Here is a 20551-nt window from a genome sequence, read left to right as displayed (position 1 = left end):
ATAAAATGAAAAAGATATTTATACTATTTGCATTGGCGCTTTCCATATTCATTTTTTCCTGCACAAAGGATGAGGAAGGATATGGCGTTAAAAATTACTATGGCTCTTTCTCGGCGGAACTGCTGGCATTGCCCGGAGCAACTACTTTAGATATTTATGTAGGAGGGGAAAAGATAGATACTTTAGCTGCCGGAAGGATTATTGGTAATGATATTCCCAAAAGGTTAACGGCTGGGGAAGCCACCACCATTTCATTCAAAAAAGCCGGGACTGATTCTTTAGTACTCGATACTACGATTACTGTTGGTGCTGCAGAAAAAGTGGCATTGAAAATTGCATATAGCCCGACATTAGGGATAAACACCTTTTCGAAAGTAAGTGATGCGAATGTGGCAGATGATTCCACCTCTTTCTTTCTTTTTAATGGTGTACCAGATGATGCAATCGCAGGTGCTATCAAAACAGATGCATACCTTCTTAAATGGAATAGTGAATCTTCCTTATTTGAAGAAACAGGTATTATATGGACTGATCTGGAAAAAAGAAAGCTTCATCCCAATTTAGTAACAGTTAGGGCCACAAAAGATGATGGCTCATCTATCATATATGTTATCAAACTAAAGAATAAAGCTACAGGAGAATTTATTACAGACGGCATTGGCTCTGAATATTTCAGCATTTATATAGAAGCGGGAAAGCGCGAAATCATTACTTTAAATGCACTGGACCTGGGAGGTGGATTGTGGTTTTTTTTACCGGATTATGCAATCTATTGAAGGAAATTGAATATGAGATCTGGTTTGATCTATTGGGTATTATATGTTATTGTACTTTGCAGGTAGCAACAAATGCAATAATGTATTAAGCTGTTCAATTTTCATTTCCAGGCAAATCTCTGCCCTGCTTATTTTATATGCAGGGCTTTTCTTTTCTGGTTTCCCCGGGTACTCAATGATTTCGGGATGAAAATTCGTATGCCACCTTTGACTGGCTGGTATTTTTGCACTGATTTTGTAGAATGAATGATATATCAGCCTTCGGAATAATACGCGGTTTCGGGATATCTATATTTAATAATGTGAGATCACGATAATCTGAAAGAGTATTCATAAATTTCTTTGGCCCATCCGGCATGATTTTCTGGAAGACATCCTCTTTGAAATCCCCATCCAGCGATTACTACCATGAAACTCTTGTTGTAATTCACCTATTACGTCAATTTATTTGAATGATCACAAGGAAGAGGAAAGCCGGCATGACCCTGGTTTGCATGAGCCGATTATTTCAGAGGCGCTTTTTACAACGTGCAAGACTATCTGGAAGGCAGAAAGACCTCTTATTCCACCCAGCTGGGAAACAAAGAGATCTTTCAGCTTCGCGGCACGCTGCTATGCCCGCGATGCGGAAAGCTGCTGACCAGCAGCGCCTCCCGCGGTTGCTCCGGTAAAAAATATGTGTATTATCATTGCCACTCTTCCTGCGGTTTCCGGGTCGGCGCTGATATATAAGCTGGACAAGGCTTTGCGCCAAAATAAAAAGAGACAAACAAGGATAACCCTGTTTGTCTCTTGTGTGTGCGAAGGAGGAGATTCGAACTCCCAAGCCCTTTCAGGCACTACCACCTCAAAGTAGCGCGTCTACCAATTTCGCCACCTTCGCATCTGGTAGAATGGGGTGCAAAAATAATGGCTTTTTTAAAATAAGCAAATTTTTTTATTCATATTTTACTGAAAAGGGTCGTTATTTCCGTAATAGGATCCGGAAAGTGGTGCCTTTATTTATTTCGGACGACTTCACATACAGCCGGCCGCGGTGGTATTCTTCAATGATCCGTTTGGCCAGCGACAGGCCCAGGCCCCATCCCCGCTTTTTGGTGCTGAATCCGGGTTTGAACACTTTTTCGAAGCTCAGTTTAGGGATGCCTTTACCGGTGTCGGCTACATCGATGGTGATAAAAGTAGGGTGGTTTTCTATGGTAATATCGATCTTTCCTTTTCCTTCCATCGCATCAAGGGCATTTTTTAATAAGTTTTCCACAACCCAGTCGAAAAGCGGGGGAGAAAACATAGCAGGCAGCTCTTCTTCCGCGCTGTGAACGGTGAGTATCACCTTCTGGGGCGCCCGTTTGCGGATGTAATTGGTCATGTTTTCTATTTGTGCCACGATGTCTTTCTCTTCCAGTTTTGGAACGCTTCCTATTTTAGAGAAGCGGTCGGTGATCAGTTTCAGGCGGTCTACATCTTTGGAGAGTTCTGTTACGATGGTGGCATTGGCTTCGTTGTCGCGGAGGATTTCCAGCCAGGCTTCCATAGAGGAGAGGGGCGTGCCCAGCTGATGGGCCGTTTCTTTGGCCAGTCCTACCCACACCTGGTTTTGGGTGGCGCGGTTGGTGCTGGACAGGGCAAAGAGTACAATGGCAATGAAAAGGGTCACCACTATCAGCTGAATGTACGGGTAGTAGCGGATCTGCCGGAGAATCAGCGAATCGCCGTAGTAGATGTAGTTATATAGTTTCTGTTTGGAATCCACTTCCATGATAAACGGCGGATGTTGCTTTTTAAATGCCTGCAGTTCGTTGTTCAGGAAGTGGGGGTCCTGCATAATGCGCATGGAGTCGAGGTTGCGGCTATCGAGGATCTTGCCGGTTTCGTCGGTTAATATCAGTGGGATGGTGGTATTGTTGGTAACGATGTCTACTGCCAGGTTAAGGTTGGCTTCGGAACTTGCCCGCAGGAGTTCGCGGTTGGCTTCCACCCAGGTAGCAACTTTTTTTCTTTCTTCCTCCTGAATGTTCCGGGATAAATTACTTACAAACCAGATAGTAGTGCCTATGATGAGCACTGCTATGGAGGCCAGTACAAACTTCCAACCGATATACTGTTTAAACATACTTCTAATTTAAGCCTTATTCGACTTACCTGAATCTGTAATGATTCGCAAATATTAGAATCCTTTGTTGCATATTTGCATCTCAAAAATAATTGTTCACGCATAAACGTAATTGCCGTTGTCCGTATTGCCATCAGTAGCAGTTGTTATTTTAAATTGGAATGGGAGATCTTTTCTGGAAAAGTTCCTGCCGTCTGTTTGCCGTTCTACCTACGGCAACCTGCAGCTGGTGCTGGCCGATAACGCCTCTACGGACGACAGTGTGGCTTTTGTGGCGGAGCATTACCCGCAGATCCGGATTATCCGGAATCCCCGGAATGATGGGTTTGCCGGTGGGTACAATGATGCCCTGCAACATGTGCAGGCCGACATTTACGTGCTGCTTAACCAGGACGTAGAGGTGGAACCGGGCTGGATAGAGCCGGTAGTGGCGCTCATGCAGCAGGATACAAAGATAGCTGCCTGTCAGCCTAAAATGAGGGCTTACAAAGACCCTGACGAATTTGAATATGCCGGGGCAGCCGGCGGCTGGATGGATATCCTGGGCTATACTTTTTGCCGGGGACGGATCCTGTATACCACGGAGAAAGACAACGGGCAATATGACGATGTAAAGGACATTTTCTGGGCAACCGGGGCGGCATTGTTTATCCGTTCGGCCTGTTATCACCAGGTGGGGGGCTTCGACCGCGATTTTTTTGCGCATATGGAAGAAGTGGACCTCTGCTGGCGGCTGCAAAGAGCGGGTTACCGCATTTGTTACTGTCCTGATTCCAGGGTGTTTCACGTAGGCGGGGGGAGCTTACCGCAGGGGAATCCCCGTAAGCTGTACCTGAACTTCAGGAATAACCTGATGATGCTGTGGAAAAACCTGCATAGCGAAGACCGCTGGATTGTGCTGGTACAACGCTTTTTCCTGGATATACTCGCGGGCGTAAAAAGCCTGGTAGCAGGAAAACCAAAGGATATGGCGGCTATTTACCGTGCCTATAAGGATTATTATCGCTGGCGGAGGACTTATGTGAAGAAAGATGATCTGCCGGAAATGAAGCTGATGAAAATGAGTGGTGTGTTTCACGGTATTATGATCTGGCGCTACTATTTTCTCGGACACAAACATTTTTCTGAATTGATTTAAGCAGCGGTAATCTCCTGGGAAAGTTTCTTATCTCACAAAATTACCAGCTATGAAAATTCGAAAATTTCAAAATATTATGTAGGTTTGCACCGGAAATAAACTGATTATGGAACAGAATACAGTAGAAAATAAATACGACATCACCTTAGACAAGGTTTCCCGTTCCCGCTGGCTTTTTTACGTACAATTGTTTTGTATGGTAGCCTTCATCCTGGGAGTTAGCTACGGGCTTTACGCACATAGATACAAGGGCAAGCCGGAAGTAAAGGTGCAGGAAAGCTCGCTGTACAATCCAAAATATAAGTAAGCCACGGCTTAAACATAATTATCCAGCCTCCACCGGTTTTCCGGTGGAGGTTTTTTTATGCCTTTCCGTTTTGCGTAAATAAAATTCCCGATCCGATCAGCTTTTCTGGCCATTTGAATCGACTTTTGTATCTCCGGCATGAGATCTACCGGTGGGTGTTAGTATATGTTTAAACGGACGGATAAGTTAAAGAAGAAACAGCATAAATCGCTGTTCAGGATAGTTGTGGATAAGCTGCATCTCTGGCTGGGGCTGGGGGCTGGCATTATTGTGCTTATTATCAGCATTACCGGCTGTTTGTTTGTTTTTCAGAAAGAAGTGAACGATTATTATTATCGTAAAATATTATATGTTACCCCGGAAAATACGCCCTTACGCCCGGTAAGCGAGCTGAAAAAGATCGCGCAGGCCGCCCTGGGACCCGATAAACCGGCGATGAGCATCACTACTTACGCCAGGCCGGACATGGCCTGGGAGTTTATGGCTTATAAAGGCAACGATACTGCACTAACCTATTTTGGCACATTGGAATATTATGAATCTGTGCTGGTGAACCCTTACACCGGAAAGGTGACCGGAAGGATCGACTATAAGTACAATTTCTTTTCCATTGTAAAAGGCATCCACTGGAGTCTTTTGCTGAATGATAAGTACGGGCAAACCATTGTAGGCTGGAGCACGCTCATTTTTGTGGTCCTGATGATCACCGGGTTGATCATGTGGTGGCCAAAGAAGTGGAACAAAGCCAACCGCGATAAGAGCTTTAAAATAAAATGGAAAGCAGGCTTCAAAAGAGTGAACTACGACCTGCACAATGTACTGGGCTTTTATGCTATGATCATTGCATTGGTAATTGCCTTTACCGGTATGGTGTGGGCATTTACATGGTTTCAGACCACGGTATATGTAGTGGCTTCCCGCAGCATTACTCCTCCTGATGTAAAACAATATGAATCTGCCAAAACAGCTGCAAAGCTGAGCCAGGATCCGCTGGATATCGCTTACAGCAAGGCGCTGCCCATACTGAAAGATGCAAAGCGCATATTCATTGCCCCGGCGTTTGGTGAAACCGGGGTGAATACTATCAGCGGAAATAAAGGAGAGGAAACCTATTATGGTTCCGATTTCCTTACGTTTGACCAGTACAGCGGCGAGTTGCTCGGAAGAAGGAACGACTCGCATAAAAATGCGGGAGAGCGGTTAATAGACATGAACTATGATATCCATGTGGGCGCTATCGCCGGACTGCCCGGAAAGATCCTGGCCTTCATCATCAGCCTGATCTGCGCATCGTTACCGGTAACGGGTTTTTATGTGTGGTGGGGTAAAAGAAAGAAGTCGAAAAAGAAACCGGTAGTGATCCGTGCATCTGCTGTACCGAGCACAATGTAAATAAAAAGTGTTACTTATTTTTCTGCTGAAATGCTTTTCCCTGCTGTGTTCCAGCAAGTTGCCGTATACAGCAGCGTAAAAAATATTCGAAAAAGTTTCAAAAAAAATTTTGTGTTTTCAGTCCGTTTCCTATCTTTGCAATCCCAACGAAAACGCCACGGGGCAAAGCAAACGAAAGAATGCGGTTCGAAAGGAAGAGTTCTTAAAATAAGAAAGTTTTTAATACCTGCGAAAGTAGCTCATTTGGTAGAGCACGACCTTGCCAAGGTCGGGGTGGCCGGTTCGAGCCCGGTCTTTCGCTCCAGTTTTTTATAAAGTTCTTAATACATCTGCGAAAGTAGCTCATTTGGTAGAGCACGACCTTGCCAAGGTCGGGGTGGCCGGTTCGAGCCCGGTCTTTCGCTCTAAAGCCTGACTGATCATTTCAGTCAGGCTTTTTTTATGCGCGGAAGCGAAAGCCCTCCGCGCCTTTGGTTAATATCCTCCGCTTGCTCCGCCACCGCCACCGGTACCGCCGCCAAACTGCACATCATTACCGGCAGGCTGTGCACCCGGTACATATGTTTGCGCAATGATCAGCGACTCCAGCCTTAATTTGTCTGCCAGGGAAGGATCTTCCGGCTCTGCATAAGTGAAGCCATGCTTCGGTTCTTTCAGGTAACGGATCAGTGCCCAGGCGCCTACGGTGAGTACCAGGCCGCCAATTACCATCGCCGTTTCCAACGGAAGCACGCTGTGATAGTAACGGATGGTAAATACAATGGCCGCCAGTAATATCATACCCGTACGCAGCAGCACGGTATCTTTTTTCCGGATACCCAGGTAGAGATATACCACCGGAATAACGGCTGTATAGATCCAGAAGAATATCGCACCCGGAATACTTTGTCCATCCTGCAGCTGCAGATCAAACATCTCATTACTCACCTCTCTCACTACGAAATAATTACCCGCCAGGTAAAGCGTGAGTAACGACAGTACCGATACAATCGTCAGGCAATGTTTATAATGCCTGCTGCTATGATAGGCTGATATTTTTTTTGCCGCAATGTACACGGTAATAGAGATAAACATGATAAGAAACGGCACAATGGTTTTGGCAACAGGCCCCAGTTTGATAGCTACTGTGAATATAAAACCCAGGAAAGCCAGGTAAGCTACACCCGCTATCATCATATCTGCAAAGCGCAAAGTTGCCAGCACGGTAACTATACAAACCACCAAACAGACAGTAGAAGCAGAGATATGACCTACAATTACCATGCTGCTGCAAATGAGCAGTATAGCGCCCCATAACAGGGCATCATCAACCCCTGCGCGGAATAACTTCTTCTCGCGGATAAATATTTCCAGGATACCATAACATACCAGTCCGGCGAAAATACAAAGACCCGCAAATCCATCTTCATTACGCAGCATATCCATCGCCATGAGCGACAATAAGCCAAGCGAAAACGAGATAATAACAACCGTAAGAATAAACAACCCGATTTTAATCACGGGATTGGGTGTATAGAAATTTACCGGGTGTGCCGCTTCAATTGCTTTGTAGGTGGGTACGGTGATACAGTTTTTCCGCAGTGCTTTTTCTGCTTCCTCCTGTATTTCAAGATTATCGAGTGTTTGGGAATTATACGCTAGCATGTTTGATTTTTTTGTTGAGGCTGATCAATAATACAATTACGCCAATGGCAGAACCGATGAAGTATAGCAATCCGAGATATACGCCGCCGATATCGTTTGTTGTAATAAGTAAACGCACTACGGCAATACTCAAAGCGATATATCCATATAAAACAGTGATCAGTACAAAGTAGAAAGACCGTTCCCTGAATGCTTCTTTGAAAATAAAGAAACCAATAACCGCCATAAATGCGAACCAGGCTAACCAACCTGCATCATATACACACATGCCGGCTACACAGGCAATGAAAATGATATGCGCACCAAAGTTCTGGTAGGTAAAGGCAAAGTGTTTTTTCAGATTTTTTCTGGCAGATATAAATGCCAGCAGCAACAGGAGTCCTCCCAGTATCACGCCGGTATAAATAAGTTGTACGCTGCCGAAATCATTGGCGGATAATAACTGGAAAGGCGTTACTGCAATACCCATCCAGGCAGCGAGGTTGGTGATAGCCATCGACAGTACACCCAGGTGATCGAAGTAATACGCGCTCACGGTGAGTACAGCCAGCGGGATAAAAGTGGCCAGTCCGTACGCAGTGCCAAATGCCGTGTACTGAAACTGGAGATAACCCACAAACGTAACGAACGTGAGACAACCTAACAGTAACGCATAATCGAAAAAGGCATTGGGCGAGTTCACTTTTGCCCATGAAAACGGCGCTTTTTTCCGGATACAATAACTAAAGCAACCGGCGCAGATCACACCAATGATCAAAAGGATTACCTGGTGACCAATAGTGTCGATATTTTTATAGATCAGGATACCTAAACCACCACTCAGCAGTAGTACGCCGAGGTAGAGTAGTGTTTTTATTTCCCAGTGGAGGGAGAATAGCTGCTGATCTTCCGCAGTTTTTACTGCTGTAAGCTCCGCATCATTTATCAGTGCTGCTGCGCGGAGTTTTTCAAATACTTTGATGTTCATAGATGGAGTTAAAGTAGTTGGAATTAACAATCGTTACCCGCTGCAATATACAATATCAGCGCACAAAACTATATATTGTGGTATACGGAAATGATTCGCAGTAAATCCACCGCACGAACATGAAAACATACCAGGCTTCCATATTATCATCATTAACTTGTGAATTAGGCGAAGGCGCTTGCTGGTGGCCTGAAAGAAACAGCTGGTGCTGGGTGGATATCCTGGGCTTTACGATTTATATACGTGATCTGAATGGGCATCAGCAACAGTTTGACACCGGTAACTATGTAACCACGCTGGTGCCGGTGGCGGGCAGGAATGAACTGTTGGTGGGGTTGAAAGACGGTATTGCCTTTTTTTCGCCGGAGCATGGACTGGGCAAACGTATCGCTGTGCTGGAAGAACCCAGCAACGTGCGTTGCAACGATGGTAAATGTGATCCTGCGGGGCGGCTGTGGATCGGTACCATGCAGATGCCGGCGGATGAAGGAACGGGCAACCTGTATTGTATCAGCGGATCCGCGGCGCCTGTATTGAAACTGGCTGGCGTAACCATCTCAAACGGGTTGGTGTGGAGAGGGGATAAAATGTATTACAATGATACGCATACCCGTACGGTGCAGGAGTTCAGTTATGATGAATCCAGTGGTGCTATTGCCTTTACAAGGGTAGCCGTACGTATTCCGCCGGAACTGGGCTGGCCGGATGGCATGGCGATAGACAGCCGGGGGATGTTGTGGGTTGCCCACTGGGGCGGTTATGGCGTATATTGCTGGAACCCTGAAACGGGTGAATTGCGGGGAAAAGTAGCCGTGCCGGCGCCGCATGTATCTTCATGTGCTTTTGGCGGGCCGGATATGGATGAACTGCTGATTACAACCGCCCGGGAGCACATGACAGCTGAACAGGTAGCTGAATATCCCCTTAGTGGCAGTGTGTTTCACGTAAGGCTTCCAATTAAAGGCTTACCTGCCAACTACTTTAAGTATTAATTATTTTTACATATTATTGTTTCACGGTTTTCTGCTATATTATTAGTATATTTGCAGACGGAATCAGCTTTTTCAGGGTATTTTAATACCATTCGTACTATCTTATTTCAACTTCCCTTTGCATAAGATACTTCCCTTTAGTATGCTACCGCTAGAAACATCATGTAAAAAATAATTATGATCATGAAGGATTTTAAAATTATTGACAACAAAGAGGCCAGGCAGTTTGAGGCGCATATCGCCGGACAAATGGCTAAAGTTATTTACGAAAGAAACGGAAGCCGTATTTTCCTGACTGGCGCAGAAGTGCCGCCGGTATTGGAAAAACAGGGTGTATTACCAATGATGCTGGGAAAAGTAATGGAGGAAATTTCTGCACAGAATATCCGTATGGTGCCTTCCAGCAAAAAAGTGGCAGAATTTGTACGCAGTAATCCTCAGTGGAAAACGCTGCTGGCGCATGGTTTACACATATAGCTCTTTATTTTACATTTGACATTTAGTTATTTAATTATTTGCCGGCCATCCACATTATCAGAAAATAAGAATGGCGGAAGATTCATCGAACATTGAGACCAGTCAGATAACTAAATAACTAAATATTCAAATGCCCTCTTACCTGATTCCCATCTTCACCTTTACTGCTGACATCAGGTCATCGGCTTCTGCGGATACCAACACCGCGTCTCTGGAGTTATCAATCACCAGCGTATAGCCCTTTTCGTTAGCTACCGCCTTTAATATCTTTTTTGCTTTATCAAGAATAGGAGTCAGTAATTGCTGTTCCCTGGCATTCATGGCCTGCTCAGACATCTCTTTATATTTCTGGATATTGGCTTGCAGCGCTTTGATTTCAGATACTTTCACTTCTTTCAAAGTCTCACTCAACTTACCCTGGGTACTGTCAAATTCAGTTACCTTCTTCGTGTACTCGGCTACCAGCTGCTGCCCGTCGGCGTTTAACTTCTCCTGTAAAATATTTAATGAATCTCCTGCCAGTTTACTTTCCGGCATCATGCCGATCATTTGTTGAAAATTGATGTAGCCCGTTTTGGATTGGGCAAAAAGAACAGTACTTCCTAACAGTAACAGGCAAAGTGTACAGATATATTTCATCGGGATAATTTTCACAATAATAATCGTCCAGTTGTGAAATATTCTTTAACACGAATATAAAGTAATGTTAAAGTGACGGGGATTTTGTCTTTTTCAGGATTAAACTTATTTAGCTGATTACCCTGATTTCATTTTCATGAACTGTATTTTTTATTGTTTTATTATTTAATTATTTATATGTAATTAGATGTTAATAATCACTTTGTATTAAGTGAAAACATGAGAATAAATGTGATAAGAATAAAATCAGGGTAATCAGCTAAATAAGTTTAATCCTGAAAAAGACAACCTCCGTGTTTAATCCTGAAAAAAAACAATCTCCGCGTAGGGGTAAGTACTTAGAAAGGTGTCGTATAATAAATCAGTTCAATTGGCAGAAGGAATTATATTTGACGTTAGATATCAAACCCTAGGCATGGAATTTATGAATCCGGGTAATACTGCAGCACCGGTAATAGAAAACTCATTAACATTTGAACAGGTTTTTAAAACTCATTTTAAAGGCTTGCATGCATATGCATGTACCTTATTAAAAGACGAAGTGATGGCGGAAGAGATGGTACAGAATGTCTTTTGTAAACTATGGGAAAAATCAGGTGATATAAAAATAAAGCAATCTGTTTCGGGATACCTATACCGGGCGGTGTATCACGAGTGCATTAATTATCTGCGGCACCAGAAAGTGAAAGCTACCCACCAGGCACATACCAAATACCAGATGAGCAATGACCATGATACCGGCAACGCATCCGGAAAAGTAATGCTGCGGGAGCTGGAAGAGAAGCTGGAAGCAGCTTTGATGGCACTACCTGAAAAGTGCCGCACCGTTTTTCAGCTGAGCCGCTTCGAAGAACTGAAATACCAGGAAATAGCAGATCGCCTGGATATCTCTATAAAAACTGTGGAAAATCAGATGGGCAAAGCGTTGCGCTTATTACGACTCAACCTGGTAGATTTTCTGCCCTTGTTATTAATTTTGCTCCACCTGTAAAAGTGCATCCGTGAAAAAAACATCTACACATATAAACGACGACCTGCTGGTAAAGCATCTGCTGGATATCACCACACCATCCGAAAAAGCAGCTGTAACCGCATGGCTGGCAGAAAAGGAGGAGCATCAACGCTACTTTGAACACTTCCGCCTGATATGGGAGGAAAGCCGCAAACTGGCTGCGGTAAGCACCGTGAATGAAAATGACGCATGGTCGCGCTTCCAGCAACGGGTAGGCACCAACGAAAATACAACCCGCATCGTAAAACTGGATACCGGTATTGCCTGGCGACCTATTCTCCGCATTGCCGCCATACTCATCGTCATGATGGGCGCTGCCGGCGCCTGGTTTATCTCGCAAAACCGCAACACCCCGCTGATCGTAAGCTCAGGGGAACAAATCAAACAGGACGTTTTGCCGGATGGCTCCCAGGTAACGCTAAATAAACAATCCACTATCACCTATGCAGGCAACAGAAAACAACGCTCTGTAAAACTGGAAGGAGAAGCATTTTTTAATGTGGCACAGGACCCGGGAAAACCATTCGTGATAAAAGTGAACGATGTAACCGTAACTGTATTGGGTACTTCTTTCAATGTTAAAAGCGTACACGGTAAAACAGAAGTAATTGTGGAAACCGGCGCTGTGGAAGTAACAAAAAACAATAACAGCGTACAACTGAAACAACACGAAAAAGCAGTGGTAACCGAACAACAGACTGCCCCCAGCAAACAAAGTAATACAGATGAATTGTACAGCTACTACCGCACCCAAACGTTTGTATGTAATAACACGCCTTTATGGAAACTGGTGGAGATCCTGAATGAAGCATATGGCGTAAACATCGTTATTGCCAACAATGCTAAACGCGATCTGCAGATTAATTCTACCTTTACCAACAGTTCGCTGGATAGTACTTTAAAAGTAATCGGGCTTACTTATGAGATCGCCGTGGAGAAACAGGGATCACAAATTATACTGAAATAATAGCCTTCGTACTGTATGTTACTACCTAAGCAATTGCTGACATTAATATTTGTTTGTTGTTTTTCATTACCACTGGCTGCCCAGCAGCTACTGAATAAAACCGTTAGCATTGACGTGAAGCAGCGGCCGCTTTCGGAAGTGCTCACCACCATCAGCAAACAAGGCAATTTTTATTTCTCGTATCTCAGTACCATCCTTCCACAAGACAGCCTGGTAAGCATCTCTGCAAAAAATAAAAGTGTAAAACAGGTACTTGATATTTTATTCAACGGTGATTTTTTATATAAAGAATCGGGGAACTATATTATCCTTTTAAAAAAATCGTCGGGACAAGTATACTATCTGATCAGCGGGGTGGTCACGGACCGGAAAACAGGTCAACGGCTACCCAATGCCAGTGTGTATGAACGACAGCAACTCATTTCTACCCTAACAAACAACGACGGTTACTTCAGGCTGCGGTTAAAGGATAAATATCCTACCGCAGCCATCAGTGTTAATAAGGACCTCTATGCAGATACCTCCCTGTTACTCACTGCCGGCTACGACCAGGAAATCGCGGTAAGCATTGCCCCTGCTACTTATCAGCTGAAAGTGGTGGATATCACCGGGCACCCACACGTGGAAAAAACCTGGCTCGGTAGCATGTTTTTATCTTCCAGGCAGAAGCTGACCAGTTTGAACATCGGCGCTTTCCTGGCTGACAAGCCTTACCAGGTGTCGCTCACGCCGGGCCTGGGTACTCACGGCAGGATGAGCGGACAGGTAGTGAATAAATTTTCGGTGAACATGCTCGGCGGCTACGCCGCAGGTGTAGATGGCTTGGAAATAGGCACCGTTTTCAACATCGTGAAAAATGATATGCAGCATGTACAGATCGCGGGCATGGTGAATATAGTGGGTGGAAAAACCAAAGGGGTGCAGCTGGCGGGGTTTCACAATAACGTACTGGACTCTATGAAAGGCGTACAGGTAGCTGGTATCAGCAATATTACAGAAGGTAATATGGAAGGAGTGCAACTCACCGGCGCCATCGGCCAGGTGTACGGCAATATTAAAGGCGTATCCATACAGGGCATCGCCGGCGTTACACGTGGCAATACGCAGGGCTGGCAGGTAGCGGGCGCGCTCAACTACAATGGTAAAAACCTCGACGGGCTGCAACTGAGCGGCATTGCCAATTACAACGGAAAAGATGCGCAGGGTATGCAGCTCGCGGGCGGTGGAAATATCAACCGCGGTGTGATGAAAGGCTTGCAGCTCGCCGCTATTTTTAACTACGCGCGGCAAATGGATGGTGTACAGATTGGCCTGGTAAATATTGCAGATACGGTGAACGGATATAGTATCGGCATCATCAATATTGTGCGGAGAGGTTACAAGAAAGTTGCCATATTCAGTACCGATGTGCTGCCTTTTAATATTGCCTGGAAAGCCGGTCGCAGTGAGCTGTACAGCATCCTGCTGGGTGGCGCCGGCTTTGGCGAAAACAACAAAGCGTGGTCGCTGGGATATGGTGTAGGTAAAATTATTCCATTTAATAAAACGTTGTCGTTATCCACAGAAATTACCGCGCAGAATATTTTCCTGGGCAGCTGGGAGCGCAATACACAGATCTTCCGTTTACAACCTTCTCTCAATGTTAAATTATCCAAACGCATCACCTTATTTGCGGGGCCGGCGATGGCGATTTACATCGATGATAAAATAGTGCCTATGCCGGGTTATAAGTCGGTGGACTTTAGCAGGCACTATCCTTCTTTTAACATTGGAAACTCCGTTACTTCCTGGTTGGGATGGCAGGCGGGTATCAGTCTTTTTTAAATTTCATTTCTTCCGCATAGGGGTATAAGTTCTTCAACGTGTCGTTATACAGTACGAAATAACTAACACACTATGAGAATATTTTACTTCAGCAGCCGGATCATTTGTTTCTTTGTTTCCGTTTTTTCCTTTGTCACAGCGGCTTACGCGCAAACGCCGCTTACCAGTCCTGCGCATATTGGTTTTGTATACCCCTTGAGCAGCAATGGAAAAAATGCAGCTGCCTATACCAATCATTTTTCATTGCATATCATTGCCGGCGTGTCCAAAGCTGAAACAGGCGCGGCTATCGCGGGCATTTCCAATATCATTAAAGACAACGCTACCGGCGCAGAAGTAGCGGCTTTTTCCAATCATATTGGCAAAACGTTTCACGCTGCCACGGTAGCAGGTTTTATGAACCAGGTGAAAACCAGCGCCGATGGCGCTATGGTGGCTGGTTTTCTGAATTTGTCCGGAAGCATGCATGGTGTCCAGATGGCAGGATTCGCCAATCTTGTGCAGCATGATGTGAAAGGCACGCAGGTAGCAGGTTTTATGAATATGGGCGCAAATAATTCACAGGCGCAGGTAGCGGGATTTACGAATATTGTAAAGAAAGATGCCGGCATACAGATAGCCGGTTTTATGAATAAATCGGAGAACGTGCACACACAGGTGGCTGGTTTCCTGAATATGGCAAAGAAAGTGAAAGGCGTGCAGGTTGGTTTTATTAACATTGCGGACAGCAGCGAATATCCGATTGGAGTGATCAACATCGTGAAAGGCGGTGAAAAGCAGGTAAGTGTGAGCATCGATGAAACTGCTACTACCATTGCGTCTTTCAAATCGGGTGGAAGAATATTATACGGTATCCTCGGGGTGGGATATAACTTTAAGGATAACCCTAATCCGCTGTATGCCCTGCAGGCGGGTATGGGTGCGCATTTTCCGCTGTTATCACATTTCAGGATCAATGCAGAAGCCACGTCGCTGATACTTACCGATTTCAAAAAAGGTTATTATCACCGTCAGTCGCTGGGCATATTTCCTGCCTACCGCTTTGGCAGCAGGGTAGAAGTATTTGCCGGTCCTACGTTTAATGTTGTGCAAACGGAACATGGTGTGGGAGAGGAGCTGAGCAACCATTATATCTGGTCGAAGTATAGGAGCAACAACAAATTTCGCGGCGAATATATTGGTGGTACCGCTGGTGTACAGGTAAGATTGTAATCATTATTTTCAGCGGAGGAAGTATACTTCCTCCGCTGAAATATTTTTATTTTGAAATATTGTATCTCAATATATTCCCTTCCAGCATAGCGGGTACAATTGCCGCACCAGCGGCATCCAGTGTAAAATCAGCAGGCCCGGCAACCGGTTCCTCATTCAGGGTGGTAACCTTGCCACTGGCCAGATCCAGTTTTAGCAGTATCCCTTTCTTTTCAAAAGCTACCCAGTCGGAAATGATCAGTTGTGTATTATGCGCGGTGAGCGCAATACCATCGTAATAACCCGGCCGGCTGGTGAGTGGTTTGAATACTTTTTCCGTTGCTGCCATATCAATATAACCAATTTGTCCATCTGGTTTATTATCACCGCCAAAGCCGCATACATACAGCTTTTTAGTGTGGGCGTCGTAAACCACGCCATTGGTACCTTTTATGGGATTGGTGTACACCAGTTCTTTCACGCGTGGATGTTTACTGAGATGTACCAGGAAGAGTTTATTTACATCGGTAGCAGAAACCACCAGGGTAGTGTCGTTGATGGCGGCAATATCATTCAGGAAAGCGGTGGCAGGTGCAAAATCTATATTGTATAGTTGTGCGCCGGTAGCGATGTCGTATCCTTTTACTTTATCGATGTCCGCTACAAAGAGCATGTGATGCAGGATGAACGCGCCTTTGGGCGCATCCAGTCCTTTTGCCAGGATGCTGCCGTTGCCTTTTTTGTCCATGCGGAAAATGCTGCCGTTACCATCTTTTTTTGTGGGGTTGCCGCCTTCGCCTATGTCTGCGATGTAATAGTTGTTGTTGTCCGTGGCCACGCTTTCCGGGGCGTGCATGAATGCGGAGTTATTGAGCTTTTGCTGGGCAAAGGTTTGGCAGGCCATCAGGATGAAAGCCATTACAGATATACGTTTCATAGTTGATGTTATTTTTCATCAAAGGTATATCCGCCGGAGATGGAGCTGTAGCACGAATCGTTCAAAAAATAGCATTTTTGGTTCGTTGCGCATTTTTGGGCGTGGTGCCGTAAAGCTGCCGGTATTGTTTTATGAAATAAGATACATTTTCAAAACCGCACTCATAGGCGATTTCATTGACATTGTTGCGGGAATGCAGCAGGAGTTCCCGTGCATGTTTCAGCCGTTCTTCATTGATCCATTTTTTGGGAGGCGCATCATAGAGGCGGGCAAATTCCCTTTTGAAGCTGCTCAAACTTAGCCCGCACATTTTCGCATATTCTTCGAGGGTAAAAGGCTGGAAGAGATTATTGCGGATGATCAGGGAAATATTTTCCGCACTGTTGTCGAAAAGATGGGACAGGAATGTCCGGACGGTTTCCCGGCATTCGCCGCAAAGCAATAGCAGCAGTACCTCGTGTATTTTTAATTCCAGCAACCGGGTGGTGTGGGTGTTGGGATGCTCCAGGTAATTCAGGATGCTGTTGCGCACCTGTAACAGGTCATTTTTACAGGAGATGATTAATGGCAGCGTCGCGTTTGTGGCCGGGGCGGGAGCGCCATCTTCACTGATAAAAGAACGTAGCAGGGTATCATCTATGCACAGTAAAAGCGATTGATAATCGGCGCCATCCGTAATAAAATCGGTCATGAGGTAAACGCCTCTTTTCAGCAATACGAGGTCGCCGGCGTGGGCAATCATGTCTCCTTCCGGGAAATGCATATGTTTGGTGCCCCGGAGAATGAATACCAGGGAGTTTTCTGTAAGAAAACCCTGTTCTTTGCCGGGTTCGTCAGATTGCCTGAACCACGCCACTATTGACTTTCCGGCGTGCTGCAACCGTACATCGGGAATATGTTCAAAGGCTTTTGGATATCGCAGTAACATGCCATAAAATTACGGATTAGCATGGAATTATATGTTTATGGCATTGTATTTGGTAAAATGATGTTAAAAGCAACTCAATATGAAAACATGGTTTTACCTGCCGCTGCTGTTACTGGGTTTTATATTGCCCGGTTGCACCAAAACAACTAACGAAGTAGTAATCCCTAACCAGACGATTTTGTTTGAAATAAATCCGGCCGACTGGGGATTCGATAACAATACCGGCGTTTACTTTTATTCCATTCCTGTATCGGAGCTGAATAATGTGAACCAGTTGGATGGTGTGATTGTTTCTATGGCCAGATATGATGCCAACGCTCCAACAGTGGTGCCACAGGCATTTGAATTATTGCCACAGGTGTATAACAACCAATCTTATTTCGTTATCCACGATGATCAGGCAGTAGAGGTGGATATCAAAGGTGTGAACGGCGCTGCATCACAAAAGCCGGCTACCAAAGTGAGAGTGAAAATTGTATTGATACCTTCTGCACAGTAAACCGGCTTTACCATTTCTCAACATACATAAGGCTTCCGTGGAAACGGGCGCCTTTTTTATTTCCGTTAAGTCAGAACCATAATAATAAAATAACCACCATTCTTCATAGTAAGTGGCGTATAGCAAGGGATTTTTACTATTTTCCATCTTTCGTAATCCCTTTACAGTGTACAAGAAAAATTCAACGAATAATGGATAACAGAAGAGATTTTATTAAGAAGGCAGCGTTGCTATCCGGGGCTGCCGGTGTTTTTAGCGCCCTGCCGGCGTCTATCCAGCGGGCAATGGCTATTGACCCTAAGCCGGGTACTACTTTCCTGGATGCAGAGCACATCGTGGTGCTGATGCAGGAGAACCGTTCCTTTGACCACTGTTATGGAACGCTCCGCGGAGTGCGGGGCTACAATGATCCACGTGCCATTCAGCTGCCCAACAAAAACCTGGTATGGCTGCAGAGCAATGCAAAGAATGAAACGTATGCCCCTTTCCGGCTCAACCTGAAGGAAACAAAAGCCACCTGGATGAGCAGCCTGCCGCATTCATGGGGTAACCAGGTAGATGCCCGCAACAACGGTAAATATGATCAGTGGCTGCTGGTAAAGAAATCAGGTAACAAAGACTGGGCGCCTATGCCACTCACACTGGGTTATTATAACCGGGAGGATATTCCGTTTTATTATTCCCTGGCAGATGCGTTTACCGTATGCGATCAGAATTTCTGTTCTTCGTTAACCGGTACAACACCCAACAGGCTTTATCTCTGGACAGGTACCCTGCGGGATGAACAGAAAGCCGATTCCAAAGCCAATGTATGGAATGAAGATGTGGACTATGGCCGGGAGGCGCATTGGACCAGTTTCCCCGAACGCCTCGAAGACAACGGCGTTTCCTGGAAAATTTACCAGAATGAAATCAGTGCTGCGGGCCTGGAAGGAGAAAAAGATGGTATGCTGGCCAACTTTACCGATAACCCCATAGAGTGGTTTGCTGCCTATAACGTTCGCTTTGCTGCCGGGCATATCCAATACCTGCAACGCAGAATTAAAGACCTGCCTGCCGAAATAAAAACACTGGAATCAAAACTGGGCGGTACTTCCGGGGAAGAAGCCACCAAGCTGCAAAAGCAACTGGAACAACGTAAAACGGAACTGGAACGGGCAAAGTCCGATGCAGAAAAATTTACGGCAGCTAATTTTGCGAAATTGCCGCAACGCGCACAAAATCTCCATAATAAAGCATTTACCACCAATATCGCCGACCCTGATTACCACGAACTGGAAACCCTCACCTACAAAGATGGTGGTACGGAAAGAACGGTACAGGTGCCGAAGGGCGACATCCTTCATCAGTTCAGAACAGATGTAAATGAAGGCAAGCTGCCAACTATTTCCTGGCTGGTGGCGCCGGGCGAGTTTTCTGATCACCCCGGATCGCCGTGGTATGGCGCCTGGTATGTGTCTGAAGTGCTGGATATCCTGACCCGCCAGGAAGAGGTGTGGAAAAAGACCATCTTCATTTTATGTTATGATGAGAATGATGGCTACTTCGACCACGTACCTCCGTTTACCGCACCACATAAACCCGGCACCGGCAAGGTATCTGCAGGAATTGATACCGGTATTGAATATGTAACACGCGAAGAAGAAGAAGCAAAGAAATATCTCAGCGCAGATGAAATCCGGGAAAGCCCCATCGGGCTGGGTTACCGTGTGCCATTGGTGATTGCATCACCCTGGAGCCGCGGGGGCTATGTAAATTCACAGGTATGCGACCATACTTCCATCCTGCAGTTGATGGAACATTTCCTGCAACACAAAACGGGAAAGCCTATCAAAGAAACGAACATATCTGCCTGGCGCCGTACGGTGTGCAGTGATCTTACTTCCGTATTCCGTCCTTTTAACGGGGAAAAAATCTCCGTGCCCTTCCCGGAAAGGAACGAGTTTATTGAAACGATCTACAATGCGAAGTTCAAGAAGCTGCCGGATGAATTCAAGCTGCTCACAGCGGAGGAAATTGCAAAGATCAATGCCAACCCCGCCGCCGCAGAGTGGATGCCACAGCAGGAGAAAGGCACCCGTGTTTCCAATGCATTGCCTTATGAATTATATGTTGGAGGGAAACTGGGAGCGGATAAGCAATCATTTGAAATCAGCTTTGAGGCCGCCAGCAAGGTGTTTGGCGACCGGGCTGCCGGTGCTCCATTCAATGTATATGCACCCGGCAAATACCTGCAGGAAACCACCCAAACAATGGAGCCGGTAAGAACCTGGTCGTATGCCGTGAAGGCCGGCGACCAGTTGAAAGATGCCTGGCCACTGACGGCTTTTGAAAACGCGCACTATCACCTGAGGGTATACGGCCCTAATGGCTTTTACCGTGAATTCACCGGCGCAGCCAATGATCCGCAGGTGGAAATACAATGCAGCTATCAGCGGAGTCTTTCCAGCAGTAAGAAACTGACTGGCAACGTGGAACTTAAACTGGTGAACCACGGTACACAACCGGCCACTTTTACCATCACCGACCTGGGATATAACAAGGGCGTACTGAAGAAAACAGTAGCCGCGCGCACCACCGCCACCTTGGTAATAGACCTGGCTAAAAGCCACGGCTGGTACGATTTTTCCGTGAAAGCCACCGGCAGCGATGTATTTGCGCAGCGTTATGCCGGCAGGGTGGAAACCGGGAAGGAAAGCATCAGCGACCCGGTGATGGGAAGAGTATAATATTTATTTACAACGATAG

General features: G+C 45.6%; 19 protein-coding genes and 3 tRNA genes. 15 read left to right on the top strand and 7 right to left on the bottom strand.

Annotation, left to right across the window (positions count from 1 at the left end):
* Positions 1-5 precede the first annotated feature (5 nt).
* Positions 6-776 (top strand): DUF4397 domain-containing protein, encoded by a 771-nt coding sequence (locus B5Z18_RS15380; RefSeq protein ID WP_079470368.1) that lies wholly within the window; start codon positions 6-8, stop codon positions 774-776.
* Between the two features lie 528 nt (positions 777-1304).
* Positions 1305-1508, top strand: coding sequence for a hypothetical protein (locus tag B5Z18_RS32305; RefSeq protein ID WP_143313612.1), 204 nt, complete (start codon positions 1305-1307; stop codon positions 1506-1508).
* A 67-nt stretch (positions 1509-1575) separates the two neighbouring features.
* Here B5Z18_RS32305 and B5Z18_RS15375 read toward each other — a convergent pair.
* A tRNA-Leu gene (locus B5Z18_RS15375) sits at positions 1576-1659 on the bottom strand.
* 81 nt (positions 1660-1740) lie between these two features.
* On the bottom strand, positions 1741-2889 hold the full coding sequence (locus B5Z18_RS15370) for a sensor histidine kinase (RefSeq protein ID WP_079470367.1): 1149 nt from the start codon (positions 2887-2889) through the stop codon (positions 1741-1743).
* Between the two features lie 118 nt (positions 2890-3007).
* On the opposite strand from B5Z18_RS15370, the gene B5Z18_RS15365 reads away from it, so the two are divergent.
* From B5Z18_RS15365 to B5Z18_RS15345, 5 genes are all read left to right on the top strand, one after another.
* Positions 3008-4027 (top strand): glycosyltransferase family 2 protein, encoded by a 1020-nt coding sequence (locus B5Z18_RS15365; protein WP_079470366.1) that lies wholly within the window; start codon positions 3008-3010, stop codon positions 4025-4027.
* Positions 4028-4133: 106 nt separating this feature from the next.
* Positions 4134-4334, top strand: coding sequence for a hypothetical protein (locus B5Z18_RS15360; RefSeq protein ID WP_079470365.1), 201 nt, complete (start codon positions 4134-4136; stop codon positions 4332-4334).
* 165 nt (positions 4335-4499) lie between these two features.
* The gene (locus tag B5Z18_RS15355) at positions 4500-5726 is read left to right on the top strand and encodes a PepSY-associated TM helix domain-containing protein (RefSeq protein WP_079470364.1); all 1227 of its coding nucleotides are present in this window, start codon (positions 4500-4502) and stop codon (positions 5724-5726) included.
* A gap of 228 nt (positions 5727-5954) precedes the next feature.
* Positions 5955-6030 (top strand) — tRNA-Gly (locus B5Z18_RS15350).
* Positions 6031-6057: 27 nt separating this feature from the next.
* Positions 6058-6130: transfer RNA gene (locus B5Z18_RS15345), tRNA-Gly, on the top strand.
* A 70-nt stretch (positions 6131-6200) separates the two neighbouring features.
* On the opposite strand, the gene B5Z18_RS15340 is transcribed toward B5Z18_RS15345, so the two are convergent.
* Entirely contained in the window at positions 6201-7370 is a 1170-nt protein-coding gene (locus tag B5Z18_RS15340; RefSeq protein ID WP_143313611.1) for a hypothetical protein, read from the bottom strand.
* Positions 7357-8337 carry a DUF2157 domain-containing protein gene (locus tag B5Z18_RS15335; protein WP_079470362.1) on the bottom strand — a complete coding sequence of 327 codons (981 nt, stop codon included), beginning with the start codon at positions 8335-8337 and terminating at the stop codon, positions 7357-7359. The genes B5Z18_RS15340 and B5Z18_RS15335 overlap by 14 nt, the downstream gene beginning before the upstream one ends.
* A gap of 119 nt (positions 8338-8456) precedes the next feature.
* Between B5Z18_RS15335 and B5Z18_RS15330 the strand changes: the two genes are divergently transcribed.
* Together B5Z18_RS15330 and B5Z18_RS15325 are read left to right on the top strand one after the other, a co-directional pair.
* Positions 8457-9329 (top strand): SMP-30/gluconolactonase/LRE family protein, encoded by an 873-nt coding sequence (locus B5Z18_RS15330; RefSeq protein WP_079470361.1) that lies wholly within the window; start codon positions 8457-8459, stop codon positions 9327-9329.
* Positions 9330-9512: 183 nt separating this feature from the next.
* On the top strand, positions 9513-9806 hold the full coding sequence (locus B5Z18_RS15325) for a GNAT family N-acetyltransferase (RefSeq protein ID WP_159454320.1): 294 nt from the start codon (positions 9513-9515) through the stop codon (positions 9804-9806).
* Between the two features lie 138 nt (positions 9807-9944).
* On the opposite strand, the gene B5Z18_RS15320 is transcribed toward B5Z18_RS15325, so the two are convergent.
* Positions 9945-10445, bottom strand: coding sequence for an OmpH/Skp family outer membrane protein (locus B5Z18_RS15320; protein WP_079470359.1), 501 nt, complete (start codon positions 10443-10445; stop codon positions 9945-9947).
* 415 nt (positions 10446-10860) lie between these two features.
* Between B5Z18_RS15320 and B5Z18_RS15315 the strand changes: the two genes are divergently transcribed.
* From B5Z18_RS15315 to B5Z18_RS15300, 4 genes are all read left to right on the top strand, one after another.
* Positions 10861-11436: an RNA polymerase sigma-70 factor gene (locus B5Z18_RS15315; protein ID WP_143313610.1), complete on the top strand. Its 576-nt coding sequence runs from the start codon at positions 10861-10863 to the stop codon at positions 11434-11436.
* Positions 11437-11446: 10 nt separating this feature from the next.
* The gene (locus B5Z18_RS15310; protein ID WP_079470358.1) at positions 11447-12424 is read left to right on the top strand and encodes a FecR family protein; all 978 of its coding nucleotides are present in this window, start codon (positions 11447-11449) and stop codon (positions 12422-12424) included.
* Positions 12425-12439: 15 nt separating this feature from the next.
* A complete protein-coding gene (locus B5Z18_RS15305; protein ID WP_143313609.1) occupies positions 12440-14248 on the top strand; it encodes a peptidase associated/transthyretin-like domain-containing protein in 1809 nt (602 codons plus the stop codon).
* Between the two features lie 72 nt (positions 14249-14320).
* Positions 14321-15460 (top strand): hypothetical protein, encoded by a 1140-nt coding sequence (locus tag B5Z18_RS15300; RefSeq protein ID WP_079470356.1) that lies wholly within the window; start codon positions 14321-14323, stop codon positions 15458-15460.
* Between the two features lie 46 nt (positions 15461-15506).
* On the opposite strand, the gene B5Z18_RS15295 is transcribed toward B5Z18_RS15300, so the two are convergent.
* Entirely contained in the window at positions 15507-16376 is an 870-nt protein-coding gene (locus B5Z18_RS15295) for a hypothetical protein (RefSeq protein ID WP_079470355.1), read from the bottom strand.
* A 61-nt stretch (positions 16377-16437) separates the two neighbouring features.
* Positions 16438-17304 carry a helix-turn-helix transcriptional regulator gene (locus tag B5Z18_RS15290; protein ID WP_079470354.1) on the bottom strand — a complete coding sequence of 289 codons (867 nt, stop codon included), beginning with the start codon at positions 17302-17304 and terminating at the stop codon, positions 16438-16440.
* Positions 17305-17383: 79 nt separating this feature from the next.
* Here B5Z18_RS15290 and B5Z18_RS15285 point away from each other — a divergent pair, with 79 nt between their 5' ends.
* Positions 17384-17803, top strand: a complete 420-nt coding sequence (locus B5Z18_RS15285) for a hypothetical protein (protein ID WP_079470353.1) — start codon at positions 17384-17386, stop codon at positions 17801-17803.
* A gap of 191 nt (positions 17804-17994) precedes the next feature.
* Positions 17995-20532: a phosphocholine-specific phospholipase C gene (locus B5Z18_RS15280; protein WP_079470352.1), complete on the top strand. Its 2538-nt coding sequence runs from the start codon at positions 17995-17997 to the stop codon at positions 20530-20532.
* Positions 20533-20551 lie beyond the last annotated feature (19 nt).

This window comes from Chitinophaga ginsengisegetis (genome assembly GCF_900168065.1).
Taxonomy (GTDB): domain Bacteria; phylum Bacteroidota; class Bacteroidia; order Chitinophagales; family Chitinophagaceae; genus Chitinophaga; species Chitinophaga ginsengisegetis.
The sequence above is the reverse complement of the archived record's forward strand: the minus strand, read 5'-3'. Positions and strand labels throughout refer to the sequence as shown.